This is a genomic window from Corallococcus exercitus (assembly GCF_003611585.1).
In the GTDB taxonomy this organism is placed as follows: Bacteria; Myxococcota; Myxococcia; order Myxococcales; family Myxococcaceae; genus Corallococcus; species Corallococcus exercitus.
In genome coordinates this window covers 1-5,786 of the sequence record NZ_RAVW01000533.1, presented here as the reverse complement: position 1 = coordinate 5,786, position 5,786 = coordinate 1, and the positions used below count along the sequence as shown (strand labels likewise).

The window sequence follows — 5,786 nt, the reverse complement described above, 5'->3', positions numbered from 1 at the left end:
ACGCCCTCCCGCCCTGTCGGGAATGCGTTCCGCCGTCATTCCCTTCCCACGCAGGAGGCAACCGCCATGACCCACGACCATCCCCTCATCGTCACCGACACCGACCTTCAGCGCCTGGAGCGCGTCGTCGAACAGTACGGCAACGCCCGCAACGCCGAGTTGGTGGAGCAGCTGGAGTCCGAGCTCGCCCGCGCCACCGTCACGGCCTCCACCGCCATCCCCCGCGACGTCGTCACCATGAACAGCACCGTCGTCTTCGAGGACGAAGAGGCCGGCGAGACGCGCGAGGTGACCCTCGTCTATCCCAAGGACGCCAACAGCGACGCGGGCCGCATCTCCATCCTCGCCCCCGTGGGCAGTGCCCTCATCGGCCTGTCCGTGGGCCAGACCGTGGAGTGGCCCCTCCCCAATGGCCGCACCCGGCGCCTGCGCATCGTCGCCGTGCCCTACCAGCCGGAGGCCGCCGGCCACTTCCACCTGTAGGCCCGCGTCCTCCCCTGACGCGTCAGCACCGTGTCCGCGTCCTGCCCTGACGCGTCAGCCGCCCGGTCCCGGCCCGGGCCCGCCTCGCATCCCCGCGCCATTGCTCAACGTCGTGCTTCCAACACATCCTGGCCCCTCGCGTGCAACCGTCCGCGTACCCCTCGCCCCGCGAGGGTGCGCGGGCACCCATCAAGCCCGCGAGTGCATGTGGAGGAACGCTTGTTCGCACGAAGGCATCACCTTGGGCTCGGAGGACTGGCCGTCCTCTGCGCCTTCAGCAGCGCCCAGGCCCAGAGCACCATCCCGGGCATCGAACTGGAGCGCCTGCAGCTCAACCCCGGCATGCGTGACAGCCTCGTGCTGTCCACCGGCGACCTGCTCCCCGCGGGGCAGTTCCGCGTCGGGCTGACCGCGCACTACGAGAACCGGCCCCTCGTCCTCGTGGAGGACGGCGACCGCCAGGCCGACGTCATCTCCAACCGCGTGACGGCGCACATCGCCGGCGCGTACTCCTTCACGAACTGGCTGGAGGTGGGCGCCCAGCTGCCCATCGTCGCCCAGTGGGGTCCGGAGACCACCGGATTCGGCGTGTCCCGTCCCACCACCAGCGCGCTCGGCACCCCGTGGCTCCAGGCCCGCCTGGGCTTCCTCTCCGAGAGCCGGGGCGGACCGCTGGACCTCGCCCTGCACCTGGGCGCGGCCCTGCCCCTGGGCAGCAAGGCCGCCCTCACCCGCGACGAGGGCTTCACCTTCTCCCCCCGCCTGGGCGCCGGCAAGCAGCTGGGCGGCACCTTCCGCGTGGGCGCGGACGTCGGCGCGCTCGTGCGCACGAAGACGTACGCGCTGACGCCGCAGACGCAGCCGTACCAGGATGAGATGGGCGTGGAACTCAACGGCGGCGTGAACCTGTCCGCCGGCCTCTGGGGCCTGCGCGAGGAAATCCTCGTGCGCGGCACCGTGCCCACGCAGGACTCGCCCAGCTCGCTGGAGGCGCTCCTGGGCCTGCGCGTCCCCACCGCCGACGGCACCGAGGTGTACGTCATGGGCGGCCCGGGCTTTGGCCAGACGCCGGGCACGCCGCGCTTCCGCGTGCTCGCCGGGGTGTCCTTCGGTACGCCTCCCGCGCCCAAGGGCCCCGTCTGTATCGCGGGCCAGCCCCACGTGGCCGCCGAGTGTCCCGACCTGGATGCCGACGGCGACGGCGTGAAGAACCGCGACGACCAGTGCCCGACGACGGCCGGCCTGGCGCAGCTCCAGGGCTGCCCGGACAAGGACGACGACCAGGACGGCATCCCCAACCTGGCGGACAAGTGCCCCGCGCAGGCGGAGAACAAGAACGGCTTCCAGGACGAGGACGGCTGCCCGGACGACCCTGACTCCGACGGGGACGGCATCGTGGACTCCAAGGACGCGTGCCCGAAGGAGCCGGAGACGTTCAACCGCTACAAGGACAAGGACGGCTGCCCGGACGTGGAGCCCGACCGCGACGGCGACGGCATCGTGGACCGCCTGGACAACTGCCCGGACGAGCCCGGCACCGAGGACAACGGCGGCTGCAAGGCGGCGCCCATCGCGCGCATCGACTCCGGGAGCATCCGCATCCTCGAGGCCGTGTTCTTCGAGAACAACCAGGCCGTCATCCAGAAGCGCAGCAACGCGGTGCTCGACAAGGTCGCGGCCATCCTCGTGTCCCATCCGGACATCGAGAAGGTCCGCGTCGAAGGCCACACCGACGACACCGGCAAGGCCGCGTACAACCTGGACCTGTCCCAGCGGCGCGCCGAGGCGGTGGTGGACTACCTCGTGGCCAAGGGCGTGCAGCGCGAGCGGCTGGAGGCGAAGGGCTTCGGGCCCACGCAACCCATCGCGGACAACGCGAAGGCGGACGGCCGCGCGAAGAACCGCCGCGTCGAGTTCAAGATCGTCGGGGAGGCCGAGGGCGTGCAGACGGCGCCGGCCTCCTCCTCTTCCCCCGACACCCTCAAGAAGTAAGGCAGACCTTTCATGTTCACGACCCTGATGAATTCCCTCCGGGGAGATTCACCCCGGATGGCCCTGCGCGCGGGCTTCCACGCGCTGGCCCTGTGTTCGCTGCTCCTCCTCGCCGGCTGCGAGCCGGCGACCCCCACTTCAGAGCCCGTCCTCACGAGCCAGTCCTCGTCGCTCGTGGGTGACGGCCGGCTCCAGCCCGGCGAGCAGTGCGACGACGGCAACACGGCGAGCGGCGACGGCTGTTCGGCCACCGGCACCGTGGAGGCGGGCTACCTGTGCAACGTGCCCGGCAACGCGTGCTCGCTGGCGAGCCTGTGCGGCAACAACGTGGTGAACACCGGCGAGCTGTGCGACGACGGCAACACGGCGGACAACGGCAACGGCTGTTCGGCCACGTGTGACTTGTCACTGTGTGGCAACGGCACGTTCGACAACCGGCAGTACCCGTCCTACGCGCAGGAGGTCTGCGACGACGGCAACCGCTTCGAGGGCGACGGGTGCAGCCGGCAGTGCGAGGTGGAGCCCGGCTTCGCCTGCGCGGGCAGCCCCAGCCGCTGCGTGAGGGCGGGCGTGGCGGTGTTCAACACCGGCGTGGACGCACAGAACCGCCGCCTGCCCGCGGGCGGGGTGGATCCGCACTGGTTCTACACCGGCACCACCACCGGCGCGGACACCGGCGTGCGCAACGCGAACGACTGGCCGCTGGAGATGCAGACCGCGCGCTTCATGGCGCCCCAGGGCGCGCAGACGTGCGTGTACCAGGACTTCCTCATCCCCTCGACGACGAACGTCGCGCAGTTCCGCCTGCAACTGGCCACCTTCAACGACAACCAGTTCGACAGCGCGAGGGTGAACGGCACGACGGTCTTCCCCGTCACGGTGAGCGAGCCCCCGGGCCAGCCCTGGCAGAAGAACATCTTCCGCGAGTTCGGCGCCTCCTCGCCCTGGCACACGGGCCTCAATCGCATCGAGCTGTGCAACGAGAACGAGGCCAGCCCGCCGAACGCCTTCCGCTACCTCTTCGTGGACGCCTACGACGACCGCTGCGGTGACGGCGCCATCTCCCCGCGCGAGGAGTGCGACGACGGCGACACCGACGACGGCGACGGCTGCAACGCCACCTGCGGCATCGAGCCCGGCTTCGGCTGCGCCGGGGCGCCCAGCACCTGCGCCAAGACGTGCGGCAACGGCAACCTGAACCCCGGCGAGCAGTGCGACGACGGCAACACCACCGCGAATGACGGCTGCAACGCCAGCTGCCGCGTGGAGGATGGCTATGCCTGCCCCGCGCCGGGCCAGGCCTGCGCGGCCACCTGCGGCAACGGCGCCATCAACGCGGGTGAGCAGTGCGACGACGGCAACGCGTTCAACTCCGACGGCTGCTCCGCGGCGTGCCGCATCGAGACGGGCTACACCTGCTCCGGCGCTCCTTCCGTCTGCGCCCCGCTGTGCGGCAACGGCGTGCTCAACGCCGGCGAGCTGTGCGACGACGGCAACACGAACCTGAACGACGGCTGCTCCAACGCCTGCACCCTGGAGCTGGGCTACGCGTGCGCCACGCCGGGCCAGCCCTGCGCGAAGACGTGCGGCAACGGCACCGTGAATCCGGGCGAGCAGTGCGACGACGGCAACCTGACGTCCGGCGACGGCTGCGCCACCGAGTGCCGCGTGGAAGACGGCTACGCGTGCTCCACGCCGGCCTCGGGCCCGTCCGTGTGCGCCCAGACCTGCGGCAACGGCGCCCTGGATCCGAACGAGACGTGTGACGACGGGGACCAGGCTTCCGGCGACGGCTGCTCCAACGGCTGCCGCGTGGAGACGGGCTACAGCTGCTCCGGCGCGCCCAGCACCTGCGTCACCCTCTGCGGCGACGGCATCACAGCGGGCGCCGAGGCGTGTGACGACGGGAACGCCACGGCGGGTGACGGCTGCAACGCCACCTGCGCCGTGGAGCCGGGCTGGAGCTGCCCCGCCCCCGGCAACGTGTGCTTCAACACCTGCGGCAACGGCGTGCTGAACGCCGGTGAGCAGTGTGACGACGGCGACGCCACCAGCGGCGACGGCTGCTCCAGCACCTGCGCCGTGGAGCCGGGCTACAGCTGCAACGGCTCGCCCAGTCTCTGCGGGACGACGTGCGGCGACGGCGTCCGCGCGGGCACGGAGGTGTGCGACGACGGCAACCTGGTGGGCGGCGACACCTGCTCGCCGCGCTGCCTGCTGGAGGTGGGCCAGACGTGCACCGCGTCCAACGTCTGCGAGGCGTACTGCGACCCGTCCACCCAGAAGTGCGTGGCGGAGGAGCCCGGCCCTGTGACGCCGGCCCCGGTCATCACCGGCCCCGCGGCGAACACCACGGTGACCACCGGCACGCCCCCCATCACCGGCACCGGCGAGCCCGGCGCCACGGTAACGGTGCGCGAGGGCACCACCGTGGTCTGCACCGCCACCGTGGACGCGAGCGGAAACTGGACCTGCACGCCCACGACGCCCCTGGTGGACGGCCCGCACACCGTGACGGCCACGGCCGAGGCGCCCGGAAGCAGCACCAGCTTCCCGTCCACCGCCGTCCCCTTCGTCGTGGACACCCAGGTCCCGGCCCCGGTCATCACTGGCCCGGCGGCGAACACCACGGTGACCACCGGCACGCCCGCCATCTCCGGCACCGGCGAGCCCGGCGCCACGGTGACGGTGCGCGAGGGCACCACCGTGATCTGCACCGCCACCGTGGACGCGGCCGGCAACTGGAGCTGCGTCCCCACGACACCCCTGGCGGAGGGCCCGCACACCGTGACGGCCACGGCCCAGTCGCCCGCGGGCGTCACCAGCCCCGTGTCCACCGCCGTTCCCTTCGTCGTGGACCTCGCGGACCCGGACACCCAGGCCCCGGACACCTCCATCGTGAAGGGCCCACCGCCCACCACCTCCAACCGCACGGCGGACTTCGAGTACGCCTCCACGGAGGAGGGCTCGACGTTCGAGTGCCGCCTCGATGGCGGCGAGTGGGCCCCCTGCCAGGACTCCTACACCGTCGGCACCGGGGACCATGTCCTGGAGGTGCGCGCGGTGGACGGCAGCGGCAACACGGATGAGTCCCCGGCGCAGTACACCTGGACGGTGCAGGGCGCGCGCGCCTTCGCGGGCGGCGGGTGCAGCACCGCGCCGGATGCCTCCTGGCTGGCCCTCCTGGGCCTGATGGGAGTGCCGGGCCTGCGCCGCCGTCAGCGCCGGACCGCTTAAGCCTCAGTCTCGCGGAGCCCGCCGGAGGGGCCGGCCTTCCCCCTTCCGGGAGCGCCCCCTCGCTCCCTCCCATG

At 71.9% G+C, this 5,786-nt stretch carries 3 protein-coding genes; all 3 read left to right on the top strand.

What is annotated here, in order from left to right; genetic code table 11:
* The first annotated feature begins 66 nt into the window (after positions 1–66).
* Positions 67–483 (top strand): nucleoside diphosphate kinase regulator, encoded by a 417-nt coding sequence (gene rnk, locus D7W79_RS37845; RefSeq protein WP_120530123.1) that lies wholly within the window; start codon positions 67–69, stop codon positions 481–483.
* A gap of 219 nt (positions 484–702) precedes the next feature.
* Positions 703–2,475 (top strand): OmpA family protein, encoded by a 1,773-nt coding sequence (locus D7W79_RS37840; protein ID WP_244222196.1) that lies wholly within the window; start codon positions 703–705, stop codon positions 2,473–2,475.
* A 57-nt stretch (positions 2,476–2,532) separates the two neighbouring features.
* Positions 2,533–5,712 carry a DUF4215 domain-containing protein gene (locus D7W79_RS37835; protein WP_208729946.1) on the top strand — a complete coding sequence of 1,060 codons (3,180 nt, stop codon included), beginning with the start codon at positions 2,533–2,535 and terminating at the stop codon, positions 5,710–5,712.
* The last annotated feature ends 74 nt before the right edge of the window (positions 5,713–5,786 follow it).

Coding starts and splice junctions, on each gene's coding strand:
- rnk (WP_120530123.1), top strand. CDS start 67: ATGACCCACGACCATCCCCTCATCGTCACCGACACCGACCTTCAGCGC.
- D7W79_RS37835 (WP_208729946.1), top strand. CDS start 2,533: ATGGCCCTGCGCGCGGGCTTCCACGCGCTGGCCCTGTGTTCGCTGCTC.